The sequence below is a fragment of the Chryseobacterium sp. C39-AII1 genome (assembly GCF_039672645.1).
In the GTDB taxonomy this organism is placed as follows: domain Bacteria; phylum Bacteroidota; class Bacteroidia; order Flavobacteriales; family Weeksellaceae; genus Chryseobacterium.
On record NZ_JBDFPQ010000002.1, the window covers coordinates 421886 to 445953 of the forward strand.

Genomic DNA, 24068 nt, shown 5'->3' on the forward strand with positions numbered 1-24068 from the left:
AAATTAAAAAACACTTTAGTGGAATTATATTATTCATTTTCAGCCTTAATCGTTTTAGCATCCATATTCGCCTATCTCAATTACAGATTTCTTAAGCTTCCGAGCACCATTGGGATTATGGTGATTGCCATTGTAGTTTCTATCATTTTGGTTTCTTTCGGAGAAACTTTTTTGCCAAGAACCTTCGGGCATCTTCATAATTTGATGAGCAGCATCGATTTTACAGAAGTTCTGATGGGCGCCATGCTTAATTTTCTTCTCTTTGCGGGAGGAATCCATATCAACATTGATGATCTCAAAGAACAGCTCAGACCTGTGGTTATTTTTTCCACGTTAGGAGTTGTTATTTCCACTTTTGTGGTCGGCTTCGGAATGTTTTATCTGTTGCCATTATTTGGGATTAAATTACCCTTTATTTACTGTCTTCTTTTCGGAGCTTTAATCTCACCAACCGATCCTGTTGCGGTTTTAAGTATTCTAAAACAGGCCAATGTTTCAAAATCATTAGAAACGAAAGTTGCTGGAGAATCTTTATTTAACGACGGTATGGCGGTTGTGGTTTTCTCGGTTGTTTTACAATTAGCCATCGGAAAAGAGATCGACCTTGGAATAGAAAATATCGGACTGTTATTATTGAAAGAAGCCGGTGGAGGATTATTTCTTGGAGTCATTTTGGGTTGGGTTACATCGAGATTGATGCGTGAAGTAGATGATTATATTATTTCAGTTTTAGTAACACTTTCTGTGGTAATGGGCGGTTACTTGATTGCCAGACAAATGCATATTTCAGGACCATTAACGATGGTGGCAGCGGGATTATTCATGGGAAATTTTAATGTTAAATTTAAAATGAAATCCATCACTCAGGATTATTTAATTAAATTCTGGGAATTGATCGATGAAATATTGAATGCAGTTTTATTCTTATTCATTGGTTTTGAACTATTAATGATTAAAGATCTAAAGCATTTTGTAGTTCCGGGATTGGCAGCGATCGTTATCGTTTTATTGGCGAGAGTAATTTCCATTTGGGGACCAACGAAATTTATGAGAACTACTTTCAGTCCGCAAACTGTAAAAGTTTTGGTTTGGGGGGGTATTCGTGGCGGTGTTTCCATTGCCTTGGCGATGTCGATTCCTAAAAGTGAATACAGCGAAATTATTTTAAGTATCACTTATTGTGTGGTTGTATTCTCAATTATTGTTCAAGGACTTACGATTGCGAAAGTAGCGAATCCTAATAAGATTGCAAAAGAAGAACAGGAGCTGGAAACGATTGCTTTAAATGAAGAGAAATAGTTGTTTTTAAATCAATAAAAAACATTTCAATGAAGAAAATATTTGTTTTACTACTTTTGGTGAACTCACTTTTAGTTTTTTCCCAGATTAATGTGGAAGAAATTAAAAAGAATGCTACGGAAAATCCTCAGACCTATTTTTATGATTATCTGAAAATTTTTAAAGAAGATCCTTCAAAGTTAACTCAGCAAGAAATGAATCAGCTGTATTATGGAAGTCGTTTTGTAAAAGAGGACTACAGTATGGCAGACTATAATAAAGACTATGATGAAATCTGGAAAATTGCTTCGAGAAAAGGACTTTCAAAGGGAAAGGCTCAAAAAATACTTTCGGCAGCTGAAGCGGCATACAATAAAAATCCTCTTGATAAAGGAATATTAGTTTCAATGGTAAATATCTATCATGCGACCGGAGAAAATGTGAAAAAAGAACTTTGCATATTGCAAAATAACGCAATCATCAAAATTATTGATGAAAGCGGAACAGGTCAAAACGAAAATTCGCCAATCTGTGTAGTTACAGCGGGTGATATGCTGAGCGTTGCAAAACCTATAATCATGATGGGGAGAGATTTCAAACAAAAAGATTTAAAAACAGACAAAGACTGTATGCTTACCCAATATTCCAATGGAGGAGTCAGCCTATTTGTTAAATGCGTCGGTTGTTTTAATTTTTAAACATGGAAATCCGAAACCAAATTTGTGAAGCACTCAATGATCTTTCAATTCCCGAAAAAGCCGCATTTTTCCCGAAATTTTTTAAAACTGGAAAAGGAGAATATGGTGAAGGCGATCTGTTTCTTGGCGTAAAAGTTCCGGATCAGAGATCTGTGGCTAAAGAATATTATGCTAAAATTTCATTAGAAGAATTGAGCAAACTGCTTTCTTCAAAATATCACGAACATCGTTTAACGGCTTTGTTTATTTTAATTTATAAGTTTGAAAAAACGAAAGACAAAGATGTAAAAGATGAAATTGTAGAATTTTATTTAAACCATTTGCATTATATAAATAATTGGGATTTAGTAGACTCCAGCTGTTACAAAATCTTGGGAAGATATGCTTTTGAAAATCAACGAGAAGATTTGCTTAAAAACTTATCAGATTCCGAAGAAATGTGGCATAAAAGAATTGCCGTGGTCGGAACGATGCATTACGTAAAGAAAAATTCATTCGATTTAACTAAAGAATTTGTGACGAAAAATTTAAAACATTCTCACGATTTGATGCACAAGGCAAACGGCTGGCTGTTGAGAGAAATGGGACAGAAAAACGAGGAAGAACTCATCAATTATTTAAATCAATATTACAAAGAAATGCCAAGAACATGTTTGCGATATGCGATTGAAAAGCTGGATGAAGAAGTGCGTCAGGATTATTTAAAAGGTAGAATATAATGGATTGTTTCTTCTGGAAAACCGTAACGCACTATTTTCTACATTTAGGGTTTCCTCTATTTATCGCATTGATTTTTTACCGTGAAAATTGGAAAAAAACGTATTTTATTCTTTTGGCAACGATGTTGGTAGATCTCGATCATTTATTTGCTAATCCTATTTTTGATCCGAATCGAGGAAGCATAGGTTTTCATTTTTTACATTCTTATTATGCCATTGCGGTGTATTTTTTGCTGCTCTTTTTTAAAGGAAATATCAGAATTATTGGCATCGGACTTTTGTTTCATATGTTGACGGATTTTCAGGATTTTCATCTTTGGTGTCATTAAAATATTATTAATATTTTCTTTTAAAAGTGTAAATCTCATAGATTTTTTGTATTTTAGAGACGCTTTATGAAATTAAAAGAATTCCTACATTACACGTACATTTTCCCCGTTCTGGCGGTAATTTATTACTTCTCCGGATTTATGGGAAATGGCGTAGTGTCTGATGTAATCGCAGGGCTTTTACTTACAGGAAGCGTACTTTCAGCAGTTCATCACGCGGAAGTAGTTGCCCATAAAGTAGGCGAACCGTTCGGAACAATCATTTTAGCATTATGTATCACGATCATTGAGGTCGCTTTAATTATCTCGCTGATGGTCGCCGGCGGTGATCAGGCAATCACGCTGGCCAGAGATACTGTTTTTGCAGCAGTAATGCTTATTCTCAACGGAATTTTAGGAATCTGTATTTTGGTAGGCGGAGTGAAATATTATGAGCAGTTTTTTGCACGAACTTCGGCTACAACTTATTTGGTGAGTATTGTTTCTATCCTGATACTAACGTTGGTTCTTCCCAATTTTACTTCAAGTGTAAATGGGCCTTTTTACAATCAGGCGCAGTTGATCTTTGTTTCGATTGCCTGTTTGGTGATTTACGGTGTATTTTTAATGGTTCAAACCATTCGACATAGAAATTATTTCATCGTTCCCGATGAGCATCCAGAGGAAAGTTATATTCCGAATATGACGAAAACATTCGTAAGCTTTGGTTTTCTGATCGTTTGTTTGGCAATCGTGGTGATGATGGCGAAAGGACTTTCAACAACCATCGAAAATATGGTTCAGAGTTTTGGAGCACCCAAATCTTTGGTTGGCGTCATTATTGCGGCGGTGGTACTTCTTCCTGAAGGGGTTGCAGCAATTCGCGCGGCGAGAAGCAATCAGATTCAATCGAGTTTAAATTTAGCCTTAGGTTCAGCCTTGGCAAGTATCGGATTGACGATTCCAGCTGTTTCCGTGGTGTGTATCATGTACGATATTCCGTTGGTGCTAGGTTTGGATAAGAAAGATATTATTCTGCTTTCGCTTTCGGTGTTTATCGTGATGCTTTCTTTAAGCCGTGGAAAAACAAATGTACTTTACGGAACTGTTTTATTGGTGAATCTTGCCGCTTATATTTTCACAGTTATCGTTCCGTAGTTAAAACTTTAAACATTAATTTCAGAACTTTAAACCATTAAAGTCTTCTTGCCAAATCCATTTTAAAAGCCATCAGTTTAGCAATGTTTTCGGCTTTATAAATGGCTAAATCTGCGTTTTCGCCCACGAAATTTTCTTCAACAGTTGAAGTCCACATTTCAAGCCATTTGTCAAAATGTTTCTGCTCCATTGCCTGTATTTCATTGATCGGGAAATGAACGCCCATCGGATTTCCTTTATACGTCATCTGTCCGAAAAGAATAGATTCCCAAAAAGAATACATTTTAGGCAAATGTTGGCTCCAGTCAACTTTGGCAATATCATTAAAGAAAAACCCAATCGTCTCATCTTTAATTACTTTGTCATAAAAGGCGTTGACAAGGGTTTCAATATCTTCTCGTGTTTCCAGCTTTTTCATATTTCAAATTTAGCTTAAAATCAATTTAAAAATTCAATAGCGAAGTTGATAAATTTCATGAAAACAATATTTTATCTTTGTATGTTTTTTTGAACATAAAAAAGAATATTCATACGTTTTGAATATTCTCAACATTTCATACGAAAACAAACAAATGAGATAAAAAATGGCAAGAGGTTTAAGAAAAAGAATTCGACAGAAAAATTCTGAAAACAGTGGCTTTGGAACGAATGCTTCCGGAAGATTCATTAAAAAAGATGGTCTTCCGAACGTTGAAAGAAAAGGGGTGAATATTTTTAATAGATTCAGTTGGTATCATACAATGCTGAATCTTTCTACTTTTCAGTTTCTTTCTTATTTAGTTACGGCTTATATTTTGGTGAATTTATTTTTTGCTTTAATTTATTATGTAATTGGTGTAGAACATCTTACAGGAATTGATAAAAGTGATCCTCTGAACGAATTTATTGATGTATTTTTCTTTAGTTCGCAGACTTTTACCACAGTTGGATACGGAAGAATCGCTCCGGTAGGCTTTATGGCAAGTTTGGTAGCGACTTTTGAAGCTTTTTTAGGATTGCTTACCTTTGCCATTGCAACAGGTTTGTTTTATGGGAGATTTTCCCGACCGCGAGCGTATCTTAAATTTTCAGACATCGCTGTAATTGCTCCTTTTCAGGATGTTACAGGATTGATGTTTAGGCTGGCTCCTTTTAAAAACAATGCATTAACCAATGCCGATGTTGTAGTTTCAACAGCGATTGAAGTAAGTGAAAATGGTGAGACGAAGACGAATTTTTATACTCTAAAAACTCACTTGAGCCATATTAATACATTAGCTTTAAACTGGACAGTTGTTCATAAGATTGATGAAAATTCGCCGTTTTTTGGTTTTACAAAAGATGATTTTTACAATACACCCATCGAAATTATTGTGCATGTGCGCGCTTTTGATGAAGTATTTTCAAATACCGTAGTGCAGAGAGCATCTTATGTTTCAAAGGAAATTGTTTACGGGGTGAAATTTGTTCCGATGTATTATCCTGCAAAGAATAAGGAGTTTACGCTGCTGGATTTAGATAAAATAAATGATTATATGGCTGTTGATATGCCAAATATAGTGGAGGAAGTATAATGAACTTAGAATCATACAAAAAACAGGCTTTACAAAAGCAAAAAGAGCATAAAAAATTTCTGGACGGATTGAAGAAAAAACCGCCCAAAAATCTCGATTATATTGTTCAGGAAACACATGATGAAGTTTTTGAGGAAATTGATTGCCTTCAATGCGCGAATTGCTGTAAAACGACAGGACCTTTATACACCGAAAAGGATATTGAGCGTATTTCTAAACATCTTCGCATGAAAGCCTCTGATTTTGAAGCGAAATTTCTTCGTGTAGATGAAGATAACGACAAAGTGTTGCAAAATCTTCCCTGCTACTTTTTGAATACAGATAATACATGTTCGATTTACGAGGTTCGCCCGAAAGCATGTAGAGAATATCCTCATACAGATCGAAAAAAAATCTATCAGATTAATAATTTGATGGTAAAAAATACCGTGATTTGTCCAGCAGCTTATGAATTTGTAGAGAAAATTATGAAGAATTTGGCAAAATAATTTACAATTCCAAAATCGTCTTAAAAGATTATAAAGTACGTTAAATTAGACATTTACATATACTATTCGATAAAGTGGCGGCGTTTTACTTAAACAACCATTTAAAATATTATCATGAAAAAGTTAATTTTCACAGCAGCGTTCTCATTAGTCGGAGTAATCGCGGTATCGGCGCAGACAACAACACAAAGTCCTGCAGAAACTACTAACCAGACCACTCAAAATCAAACTCAGAATCAACAGTTGCAGACAACAGACCCTAACGTTGTTTCAACACAGCAAAATACGCAGACTCTGGATCCTTCGGTGCAAAATCAAACCACTGTAACCACCACAGATCCTAATCAGGATGCCACAAAACCACAAGAAGTAACAAAAGAAGAGCGAAAATCTAAAAAGAAAAAATCGAATTAGAGAAAACTAATCTAAATGTTTAAAGTAGAAATGAGATCCTGAAAACGTTATGTTTCAGGATTTTTTTAAATAATTTAAATTATATTTCTTTTCAACAGAAACTCGTTTGCTTGTTATTTTTTTTCATTTAATAAGAAGTTTTAATTAATAAAACCAGATTTAATAAATATTAAAATAAAAAAATATCATCTTAAGAAAGTGGAAAACAACTATTTAACATAATAATTCGGCATCGTTTTTGATAATAATCTGAAAATTATTTAGCATGATAATCATGCGGATAATTGATTAAGATTAATTCAACACAAATTATGACAAAAAAAATTACTCTAAGCATTCTGCTTACAGCTGCTGTTAGTTTTTACTTTCAGCCGGCTCTTATTAAAGCACAAGAAAGAACTCCTAACGAACAGACATCTTCAACCAAAAATCTACCAAAATTCTCAACAGATTCTTCTCTGGGAACGTTCCACTTCGATTTTAACGGTAGAAATGTTACTCCTAACTATCTTGTTACTCATTTTAACGAATGGTTTGGGGCAGACAATGATCATTCTTTAAAATTAGTCAATGAAAATACTGATGAACTGGGAATAAAGCATTCTGTTTATCAACATTTTTATAAAAATACCAAAGTACAGGACGAACTTGTACTTCTGCATGAGAAAAATGGCTATCTCACTTCTGTAAATGGTGAATTTACAAATACCATTAATCTTACGCCTACACAATTGTCAGAAAGAGAAGCACAAAACGCGATTTCAAAAGATTTTCCAAAAAATACTCAGATTAAATTTTCAACTTTGGAAACTGTAGTGGCTAAAGTAAGAAAGGGAGATGAAGTAAAAACATACTATACTTCGAAAATTGGAGTAACCGCTATGAGCCCGATGAAAGCTGCAACTTATTATGTTGATAATTCTTCAAGAAAAATAGTTAAAAAACTTTCTAAAATTTATAAATCAGATACGCCTTCTACCAGTGCTACTCTTAATAGAGGAAACCAGCAAATAACCGTAGACTCTTATAATGGAGGCTATCGTTTAAGAGATAATACAAGAAAAATACAGACTTTCAACGGTACCAATATCAGCAGTGCTAATACGAATGCAGACGGAACCTTAGAAGGATACACAGAATATACAAATAGCAGCGCAAATTATACCTCTGATGCCACTAAGCCATCAGTAGAAGCACATTGGGGGATATCAAAAACGTATGATTACTATTTATCAAGACACAATCGTAACAGCTACGATAATAATGGCTCTGTTATCCGAAATTATTATAATGTAAATATGAATGCTCTAAGCGGAGATTCTGGCTATGACGGAACCAATGCCATGGCAATAGATGAAGATGGTCTTGTGGCAATGGTTTATGGAAACGGGAAATATAATAACACACAGATACTTAACCCTATCGTAATGCTTGATGTCGCAGGTCATGAATTTTCTCATTTAGTTATTGGCAGAAACTCCCATGGAGGTTTAAATTACGAAGGAGAATCTGGCGCATTAAACGAATCCATCGCTGATATGATGGGTACTTCAATAGAATTTTATACAGGATTAAACCCAAATTGGACATTGGGTGAAGGAGTATTTGTAACTCCCCCATCCAACGCTCCAAACTATTTTAGAAATATGGCAAATCCAAATTCGGCTTTCCAACCTCAACCAGACACTTATATGGGAACTTATTGGGCATCTACCAGTAATCCATCAGAATCAAACGATCAAGGAGGTGTACACACCAATAGTGGTGTAGGAAATTATTGGTTTTACTTACTATCACAAGGAGGATCTGGAACTAACGATATTGGAAATGCATATTCGGTAAGCGGAATCGGAATACAAAAAGCAGAGAAGATTATTTACAGAGCATTAATGAACTATTTCACACCCAACATGACGTATATGGATGCTTATAATGCTACTAAAACGGCTATTAATGATCTTTACGGAGCCAATAGTAATGAAGCTATTCAAAATGCAAAAGCATGGTATGCGGTAGGTTTCGGAAACGGAAATCTGGCAACCAGCGAAACTGTGAAAGCCTCAGAAAATGATTTCAGAGTATATCCAAACCCTGTTTCTCAAGGGTATTTCACGATAGAAACAAAAGCTAAAGGAGATTCTAAATATGAATTGTATGATCTTTCCGGAAAACTTTTAATTCCTTCTCAAAAATTGAATTCAGGAGTGAATAAAGTTCAGGTAAATGGCGTGCAAAGCGGAGTTTATTTACTGAAAATCAATTCAAACGGAGAGACACTTTCCAAAAAAATCATCATTAAATAATCAACTTTTCAATAAATTTTCTTGCAGTCCGTAATTCACTTTACGGGCTGTTTTTTATTAAAAAAAACCGGTACAGAAAAACATTCTGCACCGGCACTCCATATCAAATAACATTTATAATGCTATTATTTTTTAATCAATTTATTTTTATAAACTTTCCCGTCAACACTTTTAGAAACAATAAGATACGTTCCGGTTGTTAATCCACTCACATCAATGGCTTCTTTATATTGATGATCTTTCTTCTGAAGAACCAACTTTCCTGTCATATCAATAATAGAAACTTCTGCATATTTTTTATCAGCTTCTTTTCCGATATATAAAAACTGTGTGGTCGGATTTGGATAAATACTTAAACTATTATCCTTCGGTTTCGTTTCGCCTGTTCCCAATGTACAACTACTCCACTGTCCGAAATTCAGGGTTAAAAATGCATTAATACTTAACATTTCGCACATATCAGGGCAATATTCTGTGCAGGCATAGAAGCCATACGTTCCCGACTCACTCGCAATAAAAGTATCATCTGCCGCTCCCGGAATAATACAAGGATCGGTTGATGAAGGCGGATTGCTGCTCGGAAGACATTTAAACCAAGTATGCTCACCATAAACCAAAGGGAAACCATCGTCAAGCTTTACCGTTGCTCCTTCACAAACATTGTATTCGCCAGGACCGATCTCCTCAAAAGTTCCGGGTGTAAAATCAGCCATCATAAAAGGTAAACCATACGCGTAACCATCTGCCAAAATCGGAGTACTTTCAGCAGAACAATCTGCTTGCGTAACGGCAACTTTAAAATAATACAGCATATCATCTGTACCGTTGATCGTTAAAGTCGGTGACGTAGCATTTGGAATAGCAACCCAAAGATTTGTATTGGGAGTTTGCCAGTCCCACTCCTGTTTATACCACTGATAACTGTCATAAGTTTGTGTAGTAGAAAGCGTTTCAGTTTCTGAAGTACAAAAAACGATCTTGTCTTGAAACATCGTTCCCAATCTGGGACTCGTAATGGTGGGATTGCATTGTGCAGCAATTTTTAAAAGGTTTAAAAATAAATAGCACACTAAAAAAATTAGTTTTGTTTTCATATAAAATAATTATTTATTGGTTGTTTTGTAAGTTTTTATTTAAAAATTAGGACGTATTTATCCTGAAGACTGTTCTATAACCATCTCAAATGTTGATCTCTAATTAATATTTTAAGCTTTAATCAATCTGTACCCTGATCCCGAATTTTACGTTAAAATTGAATGGTTTTTCTTTATAAATCGTATTCAGCTGACTGTCATTTTTGAAATGATATGCAACTCCCGGTTCCGCATAAACTCCAATATTATTAATGATCTTAAATTGAACGCCAACCGCACTGTTCACCGAAAACTGCAATGGTTTTACATCAACATTTTCTGTAAACTCTTCTTTCACCTCGTTATTTACCACATATTGCGTTTTTTGCTTTCCTGAAACTGCTTTTTCCGCCAAAGCACCCGCGGTCACATATCCTGTAAGACGACCTTTCTTCACCACATTATAATTCACCTGAACCGGCACCCCGATATAATGAACCGACTGATCTGTTTTAATGAAATTATCATCACTTCCCGAATGAATTTCAGAAGATAATTTCGTGTAATTAACCCCCGTTCCGATGCCCCATCTTTTGCCTATATTGTAATACATAGACAAACCGAAACTCACCGGAGTTTTATGTCTCACTCTTGCTTCAACTTCTTTATTTTGATTCGCTAAAAGCACTTCCACAAAAGGATTCCCTTCCGAACTCTGATAAACTTCACTCACGCTCATCGGTTTTCCCATAGCCGTTGCATATCCCGGAAACTGTTCTGCGGCACCCGAAGAGGCATTCCCGGTTAACATACTCAGCATCCATTTTTTAGAAGGCTGTTTTTTAAGTTTCTTTTCAGCAATCGTTGAAGTACTTGAAAGTATTTGATTATCCGTAATAAGTTCCTGAATTTCCTCTTTTTCTTCAGAAGATTTTTTGTTTTCAGAAGTCATCTCTTCATTTTTCTGAGCAATAATTTGATTTTGATTGAATAAATTTGTCGTTTTAAACTCGTTTTGACCTTTAAAAAATATCTTGTCGTTGTTTTCTTCTCTTACTTTTTGACCTAAACTATTTTTTATTTCATTTTGAGTTAAAACACTATTAATCAATTGATTATTCACATCAAATAAACTTTCAGAATTTGCATTTTCATTAATTTCTGAAGGCGATTGATTTTCAGAAACTTGATCTCCAGATTTTACTTTATGATTAGAATATGTATTTTGATGGGAAGGTTTATTTTGTTCTGAATGATTGGTATTTAATAATTCTTTAGCCACAAAAAAGAATACAGCAATCGCTGCCGCAACTCCCACAGTACGGTAAATTTTCGTCTTAAAATTGATTGGGATTACTTTTTCCTGCGCCTTCGTTTCATTTCCCGAAACCAATCCCGAACTTTTATTTTCATCATCTCTACGGAATAATTCATCGCTGATGTCATCCCACAATCCGTCCGGAACATCCTCTGAGTGATCTTCCATCTTACTGCGCAGATTATTTAACCATTGATCATCCATATTGCGCTTTTTTTGACATTTTATATTCTTTTACTTTCTGAACGAGCATTGCCTTTGCTCTGTGAAATTGTGAGGCTGAAGAATTTTCAGCAATTCCTAAAGTCTCTGCAATTTCTTTATGACTTTTTCTTTCAAACACAAAAAGATTAAAAACCGTTCGATAGCCGTCCGGAAGCCCCCGAATCATATCCATAATTACAGATTTTGGGATTTCTTCAAGATTAGGTTCTTCTTCATTCACCAAATCCGGAATTTCCTCTACATCTGCAAAATTTCGGCTGTCTGTATTTTGTTTGATGTGTTTCAAAGATTCATTCACCACAATTCTTGTACTCCAAGCTTTCAAAGATCCTTCGCCACGATATTCAAAAGAGTCGATTGATTTGAACATTTTGATAAAGCTATTCTGAAGCACATCGTGCACATCTTCCCGATCGATAATATACCGCGAACAAACATAGGTAAGGTTACCCGAATAGGCTCCAAAAAGCTCTTTCCAAGCAGTTTCGTCCTTTTTCAAAAGACGGTTTACCAAAATTTGTTCTTTACTGATCTCCATGTATAACTTTCAGGAAACTATTTACTTAACGATTTTTATTTAATTAAAATACAAAAATAGGTTGCCTTTTTGCAAAGCACAACCTATTTGGGGCTATAAACATTAATTAATACTTTAAACTGTATGGAAAATCATATTTTATTTTTTCATAAGGAGTCAAATCCGTACCGTCTACCGTAATTTTATCTGCTACAAAACCAAATCTTAAAGACCAGTCTTGTCCTACAAAGTATCCTTTGTCTGCTGCTGCGAAAGTTACCACAGCATTTTTTGTTTGTCCGTCTACCGGGATCTGCAGCGCTAGTGTCTTTGGGGCAAATGTAAATTCAATCACATTTTGCTCAGGCATTAATTTGGGGGTAAAATTCAGTTTATATTCAATTTTTCCCATGGCTGTCATCGCGGCATCCGTTTTTGCGGCATCTTTCACCACCGATTTTACAATTTCTTTAATTGGAAACTCTTTGTAAGTAATCACAGAATCTTTCACGGTAAAATCCATTATTTTTTCTGTTCTACTATTGCCTTGTGTTGTAATCAGTTTTGTTCTGTAAGTTCCGTTTTCATCTCCTTTTTTTACAGGAATTGGTTCGTAGGTATCATTATTACAAGAATTTAACGACAATCCTAAAACGGTGATAAAAGCAACTACAAAAGCTTTAAGTACTGTTAATTTTTTCATTAGTTCAAATTCAATTCATTATACATTTAGTTATTGTGAGTACTCATTGATATAAATCCACTTTTTGCAGAATCTTGCATCAATTTTTAAAAATTTTTAACTAATTTTTTATAACTAATTGATTTTAAATGAGAAAAATTTCCAGCTCATAAAAGCATTTTGAAGTTTTTATTATTTTAATACATTTGTTACAACCTATTTTTAAATGAATTTTGAAGAAATCAATTGATACATCAAAAGCTTTTCAAATATTATCTTAAAACAGATAAATTTGAGTTTCAACAAAATATGTAAAGAAAAAAAGAATTAAAACAACTAATCATCACATTATCATGAATATAAAACCCGATATTTCCTGGGCAGATTTTGAAAAAATAGACATCCGATGCGGAACCATCATTTCAGTAAACGATTTTGAAAAGGCCAGAAACCCGTCTTATCAACTGGAAATCGATTTTGGAGATTTAGGAATCAGAAAATCTTCTGCACAAATTACTTCACTATACGAAAAAGAAGAATTAATCGGCAAGCAGATTATGGCAATCGTGAATTTTCCTAAAAAACAAATCGCCAACTTCTTCAGCGAATGTCTTGTTTTGGGAGTTTATGGCGAAGATAAAAAAGATGTAACGCTCTTAACGCCTTCATTACCAACAAAAAACGGAATGCAGGTTGGCTAACTTTTAATAAAAACACATGATACAAAATATTCCTTTAGAAAAAATTTTATTCATTGATATTGAGACGGTTCCGGGGTCAGAAAACTGGGACGATCTTACAGAAACAGAGCAAATGCTTTGGGATAAAAAAACAAGGTTTCAGCGAAAAGATGATTATTCTGCAGAAGAATTTTATCCCGAAAGAGCAGGAATTATGGCTGAATTCGGAAAAATTGTCTGCATCACCATAGGTATGCTCGAAAAAAATGAAACCCTGAAAATTAAAAGTTTTGCCCATCACGATGAAAAAAAATTATTGATGGAATTTGGCGAAATTTTCAATAGTCCGCGGCTTCGTGATGTTATCCTTTGTGCCCATAACGGAAAGGAGTTTGATTTTCCATGGATCGCCAGAAGATTTTTAATTAACGGAATTCAACCTCCCGTTCCTTTTCAGATGTTCGGAAAAAAACCCTGGGAAATTCCGCATATCGACACGATGGAACTTTGGAAATTCGGCGATTATAAAAGCTTTGTTTCACTCGAATTATTAGCTCATCTTTTCGGAATTCCGACTCCCAAAGACGATATCGATGGCTCAATGGTTTCATCAATCTACTACATAGAGAAAGACTTGCAAAGAATAGTTGACTATTGTGAAAAAGATGTCTTAACTTTGGCAAATGTTTTCCGACGTATGCGCCAGGAAAATTTGTTGAAAAGGTACATCAATTTAGATTAAAAAATGAAATTTACAGACGATCAGATCGCTGACATTGGTGAGGAAATCATCGGTGTCTTAAAAACCGTTTATGACCCTGAAATTCCGGTAGATATCTACGAATTGGGCTTGGTTTACGACGTACAGATTTCCGATGATGCGGATGTTAAAATCATCATGACACTTACCACACCCAACTGTCCCGTTGCCGAAACGCTTCCACAAGAAGTAAAAGACAAAGTTGCAGAGGTAGAAAATGTGAAAAGTGTAGATTTAGAGCTTACTTTCGAGCCAAGCTGGCACAAAGATATGATGAGTGAAGAAGCGAAATTTGAGCTGGGAATGCTTTAATATTCGGATTAAAAATAAATTAGGCTGTCAATTTTGGCAGCCTTTTATTTTGTTTTCAAGTACTATATTTATGAAAATTTTGAAATTTGCTTTAATTTAACCATTAAGGTCAATTAAGTTGTTAAGAATAGTAAGATTGTGTCATCTAAAGAATCAAATATTTACTTAAGTAAACTTAACTTCTTAAATCTTCCTTAATGGTTCAAAAATATTTCTATTAAATTTCTCTCGCCACCTCTTTTCCTTCTCTTCTACTCCATTCGCTCCATGAACCAACGTATAAAGTAGGAATTGGAAATCCAGCATAATGTAACGCTAAAATAGTATGGCAAGCCGTCACGCCAGAACCGCAATGAATAATTAAATTCTGAGGTTTATCTGCTAACAATTTTGAATATTTTTCTTTTAAAATTTCAGGTTTCAGGAAATTTCCATTTTCATCTAAATTTTCAGAGAAAGGAATATTAATCGCTCCCGGAATATGCCCTGCAACCAAATCGATGGGCTCAGACTCTCCGTTATATCGATAAGCATCTCTTACATCAATTAGCGTTGAAGAATAGTTTGTTAATTCATTTTCAACAGTTTCCAAAAGCGAAATTGGAAGAAGCCAGTTTTCTGTTTTAATTAATTCTGCTTTTTCAAAATTTTCTTGACCTGAAGAAAATTCTAAACCTTCATTTTCAGCATTTTGAAATCCGCCATCCAAAACCTGAACAGTTTTTAAACCAAAAGATTTCAGCATCCACCAAGCTCTTGCAGCAGCATTTGATCCGTTTTTATCATCATAAACAACGATGTGAGAATCTTCTGAAATTCCAAGATTAGAAAGGGTCTCAGCAAATTTTTCAATACTCGGAAGCGGATGTCTTCCTCCAAAAGCTGCATTTTCACCAACCTCCGCCAGATCTTTATCCAAATCGATAAATTTTGCACCTTTGATGTGCTTATTCAAATAATTTTGATAAACATCTTTTCCTACTCTTGCATCTAAGATGATTAAATTTTCTGTGGAAAGATTTTTTAATTCGGAAGGTGAGATTATTGGGGACATATTTAATTCAGTTAAATAATTTAGAAAAACTTAAACAAAATAAAACCTCAGAAAATTCTAAGGCTTTAAAATATTTTACTGATAAATGAAAATCATGGTCTGTACCAAATCCGGATGAAGACTTTTCGCTACCGGACAGTTATGCGCTGTTTCCTCAATAAAAGATTTTTCTTTGTCAGAATAAGAATCTGAAAACACAAAATTGCATACAATTTCACCAATTCTTCTTGGCTCACCTTTCATAATTTTTTGAAGATTACAGTAAGCTCCGTCAATATTAATATTTTTTTCTTTGCCTAAAATGGCAATCGTGGTAAGCGCACATTCGGCTAAAGAAGTTGCACAAAGATCTGTGGGAGAAAATTTCTCACCTTTCCCGTGATTATCTGTCGGAGCATCACTTTCAATAATAGTTCCTGATTGTAAATGTTCCGCTGAACATCTTAAATCGCCTATATAAGTTATTTTTGAAGTCATAATTATAAAAAATAAAAGAGACAAGGTCTTAAAAATGAAAAATATCCTTCGCTTTGTTATAAGAACTTTCGAAGTTTAATAAATTCAGTTTGTGGTCTACTTTTTCTACACTCATGAAGTTGATGACCTGTTCTGTCGGCATATTTCCAACAAGATCATCTTTTGCCATCGGACAACCTCCAATTCCTTTGATCGCACTGTCAAATCTTGTACAACCTTGGTCGTAAGCAGCCTTTAACTTTGAATAAGAATCTTCATAACGGTTATGAAAATGTGCTCCGAAATTAATTTCAGCATATTTTGAAGGTATCTTTTCAAATAAAAGAGAGATCGATTGTGGCGTTGCAACTCCCGTTGTATCAGACAGTAAAACATCTTTAACTCCGATTTCTGAAAAACGTTGCGCCCAAAAATCTACATCTTCCCATTTCCACATTTCGCCGTAAGGATTTCCAAAAGCCATTGAAAAGTAGATATTTAATTGTCGGCTTTCACTTTTTACCAATTCCAACATTCGAATAATTTCCTCAAAAGCCTCCTCTTGATTTTTATTGGTATTTCTATGCTGAAAAGTTTCAGAAATAGAAAACGGAAATCCGATAATATCCACCGATTGATGCTTCAATGCTTTTTCGGCACCTCTGTAATTGGCAACAATCGCAGAAACCTTGGTATTGGAGCGGGATTTATCTATATTTTTGGCAACCTCATCAGAGTCTGCCATTTGGGGAATTGCTTTTGGAGACACAAAACTCAGACAATCTAATACATCAAAACCAACATCCATCAAAGAGTTGATATAATCTATTTTTTTATCAGTGGGAATAAATTCTCCCCAACCCTGCATTGCATCACGCGGACATTCAGTAAGAAACATTTTACTTTTAGATTTTCTCAAATATAATAAAACTAAACAATTTGGAATATGGTATATACAAATCTAACATTATTTTGATTTTCAAAGGATTATATTCAATTTAAAATTTCAATAATAAATATTAAATAACAAATACTTGAAGTACTTTCCATCGATTTCTTTTTCATTAAAAATTAAATCATAACCTGATTCAAAAATTTAATATTAAATTTCATCACCTTTAACACCTTTTAATAAGGGAAAAATAAAAATGTGGTATATTTTTTATTCAAATTGGTAAACAAATTGTATATGCTTCATTACCAATAAAATTAATTACTATGAATATTTCTTACTACGACTTCAAAAATTTGCCGGATCAACAATCTCAATGCAATATGGTAATGACAAACGGACGGGTGATGAACGAAAGAACCGTAAACACGCTGAAATATGTTCTTTATGAAATTTCATGTTTTACTGTGGAGATCGTTTACAATACGTTTACCAACAAAATGGAAGGAATGACTGTTTTTCAGAATAAAGCGGCTTATGCAGTTTAATATTTACTTTATTTTGATTTTCAGTGAATTATGATTAATGATTTAATTCAAAGATAAATCAATTATTCTCCGCATCAAATTTGCTAACTTTGTTGGAAATTTAATCTAATAATGAGCGCAATAGAATTCAACCAATTGTGGAAAGAAAAGTTACTGAACCGTTTTCTTAGTTATGTAAAAATCTATTCAACCAGTGATGCCGAAAGCGAGGCAACCCCTTCCACAGAGAGACAGTGGGATATCGCCAATTATATCACGGAAGAATTGAAAACGATCGGTCTTGAGAATGTATCGATTGACGAAAATGGTTATATCATGGGTTATGTGCCATCAAACCTTGAAAATGATGATAAGCCGACCATTGGATTTATTTCACATTATGATACTTCACCAGATTTTAGTGGTGAAAATGTAAAGCCGCAGGTTTGGGAAAATTATGACGGAAATGATTTACTTTTAAATCAGTCGACAGGTTTTACCCTATCTCCTTCAAAATTTGAAAGTTTAAAGAAATATATTGGTCAAACGTTGATTACAACAGACGGAACTACGCTTCTTGGAGCTGATGACAAAGCAGGTTGTGCGGAAATCGTGACGGCTGCGGAATATCTGATTACTCATCCCGAAATTAAACATGGAAGAATTGCTGTAGGATTCACACCTGACGAAGAAATCGGAAGAGGTGCACATAAGTTTGATGTGGCAAAATTCGGAGCAGAATTCGCTTATACAATGGATGGCGGTGAAGTTGGAGAACTGGAATATGAAAACTTTAACGCGGCGGGAGCTGTGGTAAAAATCCATGGATTGAGCGTTCACCCAGGTTATGCTTACGGAAAAATGGTAAATGCTGTTCTTTTGGCTTCTGAATTCGCACAATCTCTCCCTGCTAACGAAACTCCGGCTACGACGAAAGGTTTTGACGGATTCTATCACTTAATGGATCTTAATGCTGATATCTCTGAGGCTAAATTGCAATACATCATCCGTGATCATGATGCTGAAAAATTTGAAGCTAGAAAGAAATTCATGGAAGAAAAAATTGCAGAGTTTAATCAAAAACACGGTGAAGGAACCGCTGAAATTGAGATTAAAAAGCAATACAGAAACATGAAACAGCAGTTTGAAGGGAAAATGCACATCGTAGATTTAGCTGCTGCTGCTATGAAAGAAGCAGGAATTGAGCCGAAAATCAAAGCCATCAGAGGAGGGACAGATGGTGCTCAGTTGTCTTATATGGGACTTCCTTGTCCGAATATTTTTGCGGGAGGAATTAATTTCCACGGACCTTACGAATATGTAGCGTTAGAAAGTATGCAAAAAGCAATGGAAGTAATTTTGAATATTGCTAAAGCGTAATTGCTATTTTTATATATACTAAAGACTGTCTTTGAGGCAGTCTTTTTCTATTCACTTTAGTTTTGCCTACATTTAATAATTATAAAACAATCAAAATCAACGCCTTATTGTTTTAGTTTTACTTTTGAAAATTAATGGTCTGATTTTTGAAAAATACCTTAAAAACAAAAAAATTTAAAAATGAAAAAGAGATTATTTTCAGCAGCCGTGATTCTTTTATTGGGAATCGGAGTATCTGCACAACAAAAAGAGACTGTAAAGCAAGAAGTTAAAAAAGATGCTAAAAAAGTAGGAACAGCTGTTAAAGATGGCGCAGAATGGACCGGAAAAACTGCTGAAAAAGGCTACAATGCCACCAAAAACGGTGTAAAAGACGCCGCAAAATGGACGAAGAAAACGGCACAAAAAGGAGCGAAAGCAGTAGATAAAACCTACCAAGAGGCAAAAGCCGATATTAAGAAAGATTAGAATTATAAATAAGTAAAGCCACTGTAAACGCAGTGGTTTTTTCTGTATGTGAATTATTAACATTTTAAATAATTACTTCTCAAATCAAGAATACAATTCACAAAAAAACATTCTTCAAAATAAATTTCAGCTAAAATTTTAAAAATTAAAAATATATCAGATTATTTGCATTAACAGAATCTATATTTGATTCAAAATTCAAATAATGAAAACAAAACTACTTTTTATTACGGTAATTTCATTTTTCTGCTGTAAGAATTTTAATGCAGCAAAAAAACCGAATTACAAATTAGATCAAGAAGTTCCATTGGCAGGAAATGCATTTGTAACATCTGCTCCACCTGGGGCTCCGGAAGTGATTACCAATAACGGATTGGGTAATTGGATCAATCCCAACACTGTCGTAAGCACCTACTTTAAAGTAGGTAATTCGGGAACTTTAAATTTAAGTTTAAAAGCAAAAGTACCTTCTGGAACCAGCACTATAAAAATAACGGTGAATGGAGTTTCTCAAAATATTTCTATTACAGGTTCTACTTATGCTATTCATCCTGTTGGTAATTTTTCGGTAACTGCGGGTTATGTAAAAGTAGATTTGCAAGGCATCACCAAAACTGGTGGATATTTTGCAGATGTTTCTCATTTTATTTATTCGGGAGACGCTTCTAATGGTAACAATCTTTTCTGCAACGACCCGAATTATTATTACTGGGCAAGAAGAGGTCCGTCGTGCCACTTGTCTTATGTTTTACCTTCTAACACAGACACTTCATACTATTATAATGAAGTTACGATTCCGACGGGTGAAGATAAAATAGGCTCATATTTTATGGCCAATGGTTTTGCGGAAGGTTACTTTGGGATTCAGGTAAATTCAGCTACAGAAAGAAGAATTTTGTTCTCGGTTTGGAGCCCTTTCCCGACAGACGATCCCAATAATATCCCTGAAGATCATAAAATAAAGCTTAATTGTAAAGGAGAAAATGTAACTACCGGAGAATTTGGAAATGAAGGTTCTGGCGGTCAAAGTTATCTGCAATACAATTGGCAGGCCGGCGTTACCTACAAATTTCTTTTGAAAGGCGAACCCGACGGAACAGGAAAAACAGATTACACGGCTTGGTTTTTCGCTCCCGAAGTGGGAACATGGAAATTGATTGCCAGCTGGAAAAGACCTTACACTACTACCTATTTGAAGAGTTTTTATAGCTTTGTTGAAAACTTCCTTCCGGATTATGGCTATTTAGGCAGAAAAGCAGAGTTCGGAAATCAATGGATCAGAACGAAACAAGGGGTATGGATGCCGCTTTCTCAGGCAAAATTCACGGCAGATGCTACCTATACCGCTAATCAAAGGATTGACGCTTTTGGTGGGACTAATAACAATAAGTTTTATCTAAAAAATGGAGGCTTCTTTAATGAATCATTACCATTGCATTCAACACTAACAGTTTCAGCACCTACAACGAGTCCTGCTATTAATTTGAATGACTTACCTGGTTGTAGCAGTTCTTTATCAACTTTTGATATTAAAAAATCAAATGCTGTGAAAATATTTCCAAATCCGGCGCATAATTCCATCAATATTAAAGGTTTAAATGAAAAAAATTCATCTTATAAAATATTTAATTCTGAAGGACGAATAATGATTGAAGGAAAAACAAAGGGGGAAAATATCTCAGTTTCACATTTATCAAAAGGAATTTATCTTTTAAGTATCAATAATAAAGAAAATTATAAATTCATTAAAAATTAAAATCATCATCAAACAAAAAACCACTGCTAAAAACAGTGGTTTTTATATTGATAAGAATTTGTATAATTTATTCCTGATTATTTCCTAAAAAAGCATCCCAACCCTGCGCTGTTAAAGCAATCAACTGATTAGAACCTCTCGCGACCATAAAGTTTCCTTCTTCTTTTTCAACGGCATGACCAATAATTGTGAAATCCGGATGGTTTTTGATTTTATCAAAATCGTTTGGAGAAATCGTGAACAACAATTCATAATCTTCACCGCCACTTAAAGCGGTTACAACTGGATTTAAGTTAAATTCATCTGCTGTTTCAATGGTTAGGGTATCCATCGGAACTTTCTCTTCATACAATCTGAAACCAACGTTAGACTGATCAGAAAGGTGAAGAATTTCAGAAGCTAAACCATCAGAAATATCGATCATAGAAGTCGGTTTGATATCCAATTGCTCTAAAATTCCTTTCACATCGGTTCTTGCTTCCGGCTTCAATTGTCTTTCCAAAATATAGTCGTAACCCTCCATTTCAGGTTGCATATTCGGATCAGCAAGGAAAACAGCATGCTCTCTTTCCAAAATTTGAAGTCCCATGTAAGCACCTCCCAAATCACCGGTTACAACAAGCAAATCGTTTGGTTTTGCAGTACTTCTTTTCACAATATTTTCTTCATTTTCAATTCCGACAGCGGTGATGCTCATCACCAAACCAGCATTAGAACTCGTTGTATCTCCGCCGATTAAATCAACTTTATATCTTCCACAAGCCGCCTGAATTCCAGAATAAATTTCTTCCAATGCTTCCACCGGAAAACGATTAGAAACTGCCAAAGAAACCAAAATCTGAGTCGGAGTTGCATTCATTGCCGCAATATCACTAAGATTCACAACAACAGCTTTATAACCCAAATGTTTCAACGGAACATATCCTAAGTTAAAATGAACGCCTTCTGCCAAAACATCCGTCGTTAAAACAACTTTTCTATTTTCAGGATTAATAACTGCAGCATCATCTCCCACTCCAAGCTCCGAAGAGGCATTCGCCAAAGGAAAATGCTCCGTTAAATGTTTAATTAATCCAAATTCTCCTAATTTCGAAATAGGCGTTAATTCCTGTTCTTTATCTTCAAACATATCTTTTAATTATAAGTAATGAGTAATTGGTAATGAGTAATGTTCGAACTTTAAACTCAAAACATTAAACTTAAAACCATTTTAATTAAATACTGCCGGATCTATATTTTCTGGACGGAAAGGTAATTTTTTGAAATCCTCTCTTGTCAAAACCGCAGTATTCGGGGTTTTATATTTATTGATTGCCTCAACCACATCATCCGGCGGAGTTGTCATTTTTCTCAACATTGTATCGATCCAAACACCTGTTGCTTCAGAAGTTGCACAATGCTCTCCTTCCGGCGTATAGAATTTGTGAACGAAACGGTAAATCGAACAATCATCTGCACAAGCATCAACCTCAAGACTTACAATCACCGTTTGATCTGCAAAAATTTCCTTGAAAAAAGAAAATCTTTCGTGCATAATCACAGGACCAATTCCCCAACGGCTCATTTGCGTAACGCCCATCTTTTCAAGCTTCATGAAGGCCATTCTCGTCTGAGCGCAATATTGAACATAAGATGAATTTGCTAAATGTTTGTTGGCATCCAAATCGCTCCAACGAACTTCGAATTTATGGTAGAATATCATTTAAATTTTGTTTTAAAATAGTTGATAATTTTCACTTTAACGATGAAAAATTATATTCTTCAAAATTACTCAAATAAGATGGTTTATAAAAATTGTAGTTTTGCAAAAATAATCTTGAGCATAAGATTAATAACATTATGAAACAAATTATCATTATCGGAGGCGGTGCAGCAGGCTTTTTCTGTGCATCCAATCTAGACGAAACCAAATATAAAATTACCATTCTCGAACAAAATTCGGACGTACTTCAGAAAGTGAAAATTTCAGGAGGCGGTCGTTGCAACGTGACTCATGCTTGCTTTGATCCAAGAGAATTGGTTCAGTTTTATCCTCGCGGAAATAAGGAATTATTGAGTGTTTTCACCAAATTTCAGCCGGGTGATACGATGGATTGGTTCGATCAGCGAAAAGTTTCATTAAAAATAGAAAACGATAACCGGGTTTTTCCGGAAAGCAATTCTTCACAGACGATTATCAATACTTTTTTGAATGAAATTCAAAAGAAAAATGTTGAAGTCAAAACAAAATGTTCGGTAAAAGAAATTGAAAAACTTGATGAAAAATATCTTGTGAAAACAAGTTTAGGAGATTTTGAAGCAGATTTTGTGATTTATACCACCGGAAGCTCTCCGAAATCGTTGAAGATGATTGAAAATTTAGGTCATAAAATTATTGATCTGGTTCCTTCTCTATTTACTTTTAATATAAAAGATGATTTGCTGAAAGATATTGCCGGAACAAGTTTTGAAATGGCAGAAACCTCAATTCCAAAACTAAAAACCGAAGAAAGCGGACCTATGATGATTACGCATTGGGGACTTTCCGGACCAGCGATTTTGAAGATTTCGGCTTGGGAAGCGATTAATTTGGCAAAAGTGAAATATAATTTTGAAATTGTGGTTAATTTTATTTCAAAAGACATGGATGATGCTGAAGAATTATTCCAGAATTTCAAACAATCGAATCCAAAGAAAACGATTGGGCAATCGAAAATTTTTGAGATCACGAATCGTTTTTGGCAGAGAATTTTAGACGTTTCAAAAGTAGATTTAAATAAACAAGTGGCGCAAATTTCCGGAAAAGAAATGCAAACAATTTTAGAAAATTTATGCAAAAAGAAATTCAACGTGACCGGAAAATCGACTTTCAAGGATGAATTTGTAACCGCAGGAGGTGTTGATTTAAAGGAAATTAACTTTAAAAACATGACTTCGAAAATTTTGCCTAACTTTTACGTTGCTGGAGAAGTTTTAAATATTGATGCGGTGACAGGTGGTTTTAATTTTCAGGCCTGCTGGAGTGAGGCTTGGTTAATAGCACAGGATTTAAATAATTTATAAAAACATA

General features: G+C 34.6%; 27 protein-coding genes. 17 read left to right on the top strand and 10 right to left on the bottom strand.

What is annotated here, in order from left to right; all coding sequences use genetic code 11:
• The first annotated feature begins 18 nt into the window (after nt 1-18).
• From ABEG63_RS04725 to ABEG63_RS04745, 5 genes are all read left to right on the top strand, one after another.
• Nucleotides 19-1299 (top strand): sodium:proton antiporter, encoded by a 1281-nt coding sequence (locus tag ABEG63_RS04725; protein WP_346583351.1) that lies wholly within the window; start codon nt 19-21, stop codon nt 1297-1299.
• A 29-nt stretch (nt 1300-1328) separates the two neighbouring features.
• Nucleotides 1329-1976 carry a DUF4919 domain-containing protein gene (locus ABEG63_RS04730; protein ID WP_346583353.1) on the top strand — a complete coding sequence of 216 codons (648 nt, stop codon included), beginning with the start codon at nt 1329-1331 and terminating at the stop codon, nt 1974-1976.
• 2 nt (nt 1977-1978) lie between these two features.
• A complete protein-coding gene (locus ABEG63_RS04735) occupies nt 1979-2695 on the top strand; it encodes a DNA alkylation repair protein (protein ID WP_346583355.1) in 717 nt (238 codons plus the stop codon).
• Nucleotides 2695-3024 carry a DUF6122 family protein gene (locus ABEG63_RS04740; protein WP_267403414.1) on the top strand — a complete coding sequence of 110 codons (330 nt, stop codon included), beginning with the start codon at nt 2695-2697 and terminating at the stop codon, nt 3022-3024. The genes ABEG63_RS04735 and ABEG63_RS04740 overlap by 1 nt, the downstream gene beginning before the upstream one ends.
• Before the next feature lie 66 nt (nt 3025-3090).
• A complete protein-coding gene (locus ABEG63_RS04745; protein WP_267403416.1) occupies nt 3091-4161 on the top strand; it encodes an ionic transporter y4hA in 1071 nt (356 codons plus the stop codon).
• 37 nt (nt 4162-4198) lie between these two features.
• On the opposite strand, the gene ABEG63_RS04750 is transcribed toward ABEG63_RS04745, so the two are convergent.
• Nucleotides 4199-4579: a group III truncated hemoglobin gene (locus tag ABEG63_RS04750; protein ID WP_267403418.1), complete on the bottom strand. Its 381-nt coding sequence runs from the start codon at nt 4577-4579 to the stop codon at nt 4199-4201.
• 166 nt (nt 4580-4745) lie between these two features.
• Between ABEG63_RS04750 and ABEG63_RS04755 the strand changes: the two genes are divergently transcribed.
• From ABEG63_RS04755 to ABEG63_RS04770, 4 genes are all read left to right on the top strand, one after another.
• Nucleotides 4746-5714, top strand: a complete 969-nt coding sequence (locus ABEG63_RS04755) for an ion channel (protein WP_346583358.1) — start codon at nt 4746-4748, stop codon at nt 5712-5714.
• The gene (locus tag ABEG63_RS04760) at nt 5714-6202 is read left to right on the top strand and encodes a YkgJ family cysteine cluster protein (protein ID WP_267403420.1); all 489 of its coding nucleotides are present in this window, start codon (nt 5714-5716) and stop codon (nt 6200-6202) included. Before ABEG63_RS04755 ends, ABEG63_RS04760 begins: the two co-directional genes overlap by 1 nt.
• A 114-nt stretch (nt 6203-6316) precedes the next feature.
• Nucleotides 6317-6616, top strand: coding sequence for a hypothetical protein (locus tag ABEG63_RS04765; RefSeq protein ID WP_267403421.1), 300 nt, complete (start codon nt 6317-6319; stop codon nt 6614-6616).
• Nucleotides 6617-6927: 311 nt separating this feature from the next.
• Complete coding sequence (locus ABEG63_RS04770; RefSeq protein ID WP_346583364.1) at nt 6928-8919, top strand: M4 family metallopeptidase; 1992 nt, start codon at nt 6928-6930, stop codon at nt 8917-8919.
• Between the two features lie 125 nt (nt 8920-9044).
• On the opposite strand, the gene ABEG63_RS04775 is transcribed toward ABEG63_RS04770, so the two are convergent.
• The 4 genes from ABEG63_RS04775 to ABEG63_RS04790 form a co-directional block, all read right to left on the bottom strand.
• Nucleotides 9045-10013, bottom strand: coding sequence for a T9SS type A sorting domain-containing protein (locus tag ABEG63_RS04775; protein ID WP_346583366.1), 969 nt, complete (start codon nt 10011-10013; stop codon nt 9045-9047).
• A 118-nt stretch (nt 10014-10131) separates the two neighbouring features.
• Complete coding sequence (locus ABEG63_RS04780) at nt 10132-11514, bottom strand: outer membrane beta-barrel protein (RefSeq protein WP_346583368.1); 1383 nt, start codon at nt 11512-11514, stop codon at nt 10132-10134.
• The gene (locus ABEG63_RS04785; protein WP_346583370.1) at nt 11507-12073 is read right to left on the bottom strand and encodes a sigma-70 family RNA polymerase sigma factor; all 567 of its coding nucleotides are present in this window, start codon (nt 12071-12073) and stop codon (nt 11507-11509) included. The genes ABEG63_RS04780 and ABEG63_RS04785 overlap by 8 nt, the downstream gene beginning before the upstream one ends.
• Nucleotides 12074-12179: 106 nt before the next feature.
• Nucleotides 12180-12755 (bottom strand): DUF4840 domain-containing protein, encoded by a 576-nt coding sequence (locus ABEG63_RS04790; protein WP_346583372.1) that lies wholly within the window; start codon nt 12753-12755, stop codon nt 12180-12182.
• Between the two features lie 332 nt (nt 12756-13087).
• Between ABEG63_RS04790 and ABEG63_RS04795 the strand changes: the two genes are divergently transcribed.
• Genes ABEG63_RS04795 through ABEG63_RS04805 form a run of 3 tightly spaced genes read left to right on the top strand, consistent with a single transcriptional unit; the run spans nt 13088 to nt 14486 of the window.
• A complete protein-coding gene (locus ABEG63_RS04795) occupies nt 13088-13435 on the top strand; it encodes a tRNA-binding protein (protein ID WP_267403433.1) in 348 nt (115 codons plus the stop codon).
• A 16-nt stretch (nt 13436-13451) separates the two neighbouring features.
• Nucleotides 13452-14156, top strand: a complete 705-nt coding sequence (locus ABEG63_RS04800; protein ID WP_346583375.1) for a 3'-5' exonuclease — start codon at nt 13452-13454, stop codon at nt 14154-14156.
• 3 nt (nt 14157-14159) lie between these two features.
• Nucleotides 14160-14486: an SUF system Fe-S cluster assembly protein gene (locus tag ABEG63_RS04805; protein WP_267403437.1), complete on the top strand. Its 327-nt coding sequence runs from the start codon at nt 14160-14162 to the stop codon at nt 14484-14486.
• A gap of 217 nt (nt 14487-14703) precedes the next feature.
• Here the strand turns inward: ABEG63_RS04805 and ABEG63_RS04810 are convergent, their stop codons facing one another.
• The 3 genes from ABEG63_RS04810 to ABEG63_RS04820 form a co-directional block, all read right to left on the bottom strand.
• Nucleotides 14704-15540, bottom strand: coding sequence for a sulfurtransferase (locus ABEG63_RS04810; protein ID WP_346583377.1), 837 nt, complete (start codon nt 15538-15540; stop codon nt 14704-14706).
• 75 nt (nt 15541-15615) lie between these two features.
• Nucleotides 15616-16017, bottom strand: coding sequence for an OsmC family protein (locus ABEG63_RS04815; protein WP_346583379.1), 402 nt, complete (start codon nt 16015-16017; stop codon nt 15616-15618).
• Between the two features lie 28 nt (nt 16018-16045).
• On the bottom strand, nt 16046-16894 hold the full coding sequence (locus ABEG63_RS04820) for a hydroxymethylglutaryl-CoA lyase (RefSeq protein WP_346583381.1): 849 nt from the start codon (nt 16892-16894) through the stop codon (nt 16046-16048).
• A 320-nt stretch (nt 16895-17214) separates the two neighbouring features.
• Between ABEG63_RS04820 and ABEG63_RS04825 the strand changes: the two genes are divergently transcribed.
• The 4 genes from ABEG63_RS04825 (at nt 17215) to ABEG63_RS04840 (ending at nt 21019) form a co-directional block, all read left to right on the top strand.
• On the top strand, nt 17215-17436 hold the full coding sequence (locus tag ABEG63_RS04825; RefSeq protein ID WP_267403445.1) for a hypothetical protein: 222 nt from the start codon (nt 17215-17217) through the stop codon (nt 17434-17436).
• 111 nt (nt 17437-17547) lie between these two features.
• On the top strand, nt 17548-18795 hold the full coding sequence (pepT, locus tag ABEG63_RS04830; protein ID WP_346583383.1) for a peptidase T: 1248 nt from the start codon (nt 17548-17550) through the stop codon (nt 18793-18795).
• 180 nt (nt 18796-18975) lie between these two features.
• Nucleotides 18976-19263: a hypothetical protein gene (locus ABEG63_RS04835; protein ID WP_346583386.1), complete on the top strand. Its 288-nt coding sequence runs from the start codon at nt 18976-18978 to the stop codon at nt 19261-19263.
• A gap of 205 nt (nt 19264-19468) precedes the next feature.
• The gene (locus ABEG63_RS04840; RefSeq protein ID WP_346583388.1) at nt 19469-21019 is read left to right on the top strand and encodes a DUF3472 domain-containing protein; all 1551 of its coding nucleotides are present in this window, start codon (nt 19469-19471) and stop codon (nt 21017-21019) included.
• A gap of 67 nt (nt 21020-21086) precedes the next feature.
• Here the strand turns inward: ABEG63_RS04840 and thiL are convergent, their stop codons facing one another.
• Complete coding sequence (thiL, locus tag ABEG63_RS04845) at nt 21087-22148, bottom strand: thiamine-phosphate kinase (RefSeq protein WP_346583391.1); 1062 nt, start codon at nt 22146-22148, stop codon at nt 21087-21089.
• Nucleotides 22149-22229: 81 nt separating this feature from the next.
• Nucleotides 22230-22721 carry an acyl-CoA thioesterase gene (locus ABEG63_RS04850; protein ID WP_346583392.1) on the bottom strand — a complete coding sequence of 164 codons (492 nt, stop codon included), beginning with the start codon at nt 22719-22721 and terminating at the stop codon, nt 22230-22232.
• 137 nt (nt 22722-22858) lie between these two features.
• On the opposite strand from ABEG63_RS04850, the gene ABEG63_RS04855 reads away from it, so the two are divergent.
• Entirely contained in the window at nt 22859-24061 is a 1203-nt protein-coding gene (locus ABEG63_RS04855; RefSeq protein WP_346583393.1) for an NAD(P)/FAD-dependent oxidoreductase, read from the top strand.
• The last annotated feature ends 7 nt before the right edge of the window (nt 24062-24068 follow it).

Bases quoted from the DNA above. Each gene is read 5' to 3' on its own strand.
- thiL (WP_346583391.1), bottom strand. From the start codon at position 22,148: ATGTTTGAAGATAAAGAACAGGAATTAACGCCTATTTCGAAATTAGGA.
- ABEG63_RS04770 (WP_346583364.1), top strand. From the start codon at position 6,928: ATGACAAAAAAAATTACTCTAAGCATTCTGCTTACAGCTGCTGTTAGT.
- ABEG63_RS04835 (WP_346583386.1), top strand. From the start codon at position 18,976: ATGAAAAAGAGATTATTTTCAGCAGCCGTGATTCTTTTATTGGGAATC.
- ABEG63_RS04745 (WP_267403416.1), top strand. From the start codon at position 3,091: ATGAAATTAAAAGAATTCCTACATTACACGTACATTTTCCCCGTTCTG.
- ABEG63_RS04815 (WP_346583379.1), bottom strand. From the start codon at position 16,017: ATGACTTCAAAAATAACTTATATAGGCGATTTAAGATGTTCAGCGGAA.
- ABEG63_RS04820 (WP_346583381.1), bottom strand. From the start codon at position 16,894: ATGTTTCTTACTGAATGTCCGCGTGATGCAATGCAGGGTTGGGGAGAA.
- ABEG63_RS04855 (WP_346583393.1), top strand. From the start codon at position 22,859: ATGAAACAAATTATCATTATCGGAGGCGGTGCAGCAGGCTTTTTCTGT.
- ABEG63_RS04800 (WP_346583375.1), top strand. From the start codon at position 13,452: ATGATACAAAATATTCCTTTAGAAAAAATTTTATTCATTGATATTGAG.
- ABEG63_RS04740 (WP_267403414.1), top strand. From the start codon at position 2,695: ATGGATTGTTTCTTCTGGAAAACCGTAACGCACTATTTTCTACATTTA.
- ABEG63_RS04775 (WP_346583366.1), bottom strand. From the start codon at position 10,013: ATGAAAACAAAACTAATTTTTTTAGTGTGCTATTTATTTTTAAACCTT.
- ABEG63_RS04760 (WP_267403420.1), top strand. From the start codon at position 5,714: ATGAACTTAGAATCATACAAAAAACAGGCTTTACAAAAGCAAAAAGAG.
- pepT (WP_346583383.1), top strand. From the start codon at position 17,548: ATGAGCGCAATAGAATTCAACCAATTGTGGAAAGAAAAGTTACTGAAC.
- ABEG63_RS04765 (WP_267403421.1), top strand. From the start codon at position 6,317: ATGAAAAAGTTAATTTTCACAGCAGCGTTCTCATTAGTCGGAGTAATC.
- ABEG63_RS04825 (WP_267403445.1), top strand. From the start codon at position 17,215: ATGAATATTTCTTACTACGACTTCAAAAATTTGCCGGATCAACAATCT.
- ABEG63_RS04840 (WP_346583388.1), top strand. From the start codon at position 19,469: ATGAAAACAAAACTACTTTTTATTACGGTAATTTCATTTTTCTGCTGT.
- ABEG63_RS04780 (WP_346583368.1), bottom strand. From the start codon at position 11,514: ATGGATGATCAATGGTTAAATAATCTGCGCAGTAAGATGGAAGATCAC.
- ABEG63_RS04785 (WP_346583370.1), bottom strand. From the start codon at position 12,073: ATGGAGATCAGTAAAGAACAAATTTTGGTAAACCGTCTTTTGAAAAAG.
- ABEG63_RS04750 (WP_267403418.1), bottom strand. From the start codon at position 4,579: ATGAAAAAGCTGGAAACACGAGAAGATATTGAAACCCTTGTCAACGCC.
- ABEG63_RS04810 (WP_346583377.1), bottom strand. From the start codon at position 15,540: ATGTCCCCAATAATCTCACCTTCCGAATTAAAAAATCTTTCCACAGAA.
- ABEG63_RS04790 (WP_346583372.1), bottom strand. From the start codon at position 12,755: ATGAAAAAATTAACAGTACTTAAAGCTTTTGTAGTTGCTTTTATCACC.
- ABEG63_RS04730 (WP_346583353.1), top strand. From the start codon at position 1,329: ATGAAGAAAATATTTGTTTTACTACTTTTGGTGAACTCACTTTTAGTT.
- ABEG63_RS04795 (WP_267403433.1), top strand. From the start codon at position 13,088: ATGAATATAAAACCCGATATTTCCTGGGCAGATTTTGAAAAAATAGAC.
- ABEG63_RS04735 (WP_346583355.1), top strand. From the start codon at position 1,979: ATGGAAATCCGAAACCAAATTTGTGAAGCACTCAATGATCTTTCAATT.
- ABEG63_RS04850 (WP_346583392.1), bottom strand. From the start codon at position 22,721: ATGATATTCTACCATAAATTCGAAGTTCGTTGGAGCGATTTGGATGCC.
- ABEG63_RS04805 (WP_267403437.1), top strand. From the start codon at position 14,160: ATGAAATTTACAGACGATCAGATCGCTGACATTGGTGAGGAAATCATC.
- ABEG63_RS04755 (WP_346583358.1), top strand. From the start codon at position 4,746: ATGGCAAGAGGTTTAAGAAAAAGAATTCGACAGAAAAATTCTGAAAAC.